Genomic DNA, 307 nt, shown 5'->3' with positions numbered 1-307 from the left:
AATTTGGAGCGGGAAACGAGACTCGAACTCGCGACCCCGACCTTGGCAAGGTCGTGCTCTACCAACTGAGCTATTCCCGCTTAATCTTCGTCTTTCGAACCACTACTGCGTTGGCTGCCTTCATTCGCCTGAGTCACTTACTTCAGTAAGCTCCTAAGGACTCATTCAGTTGCCGCCTTGTCGCAATTCGAAATCCTGCGATTTGGTGGTCTGTGCTTAACAAGCACTTTCAAATTTTGGAGCGGGAAACGAGACTCGAACTCGCGACCCCGACCTTGGCAAGGTCGTGCTCTACCAACTGAGCTAT

1 tRNA gene is annotated in these 307 nt (G+C 51.5%); it reads right to left on the bottom strand.

Annotated elements, in window-relative coordinates:
- Positions 1 to 4: 4 nt before the first annotated feature.
- A tRNA-Gly gene (locus OGY13_RS00880) sits at positions 5 to 80 on the bottom strand.
- Positions 81 to 307: the final 227 nt, after the last annotated feature.

Source organism: Citrobacter sp. Cpo045, assembly GCF_030332875.1.
GTDB classification, from domain to species: domain Bacteria; phylum Pseudomonadota; class Gammaproteobacteria; order Enterobacterales; family Enterobacteriaceae; genus Citrobacter; species Citrobacter portucalensis.
The sequence above is the reverse complement of the archived record's forward strand: the minus strand, read 5'-3'. Positions and strand labels throughout refer to the sequence as shown.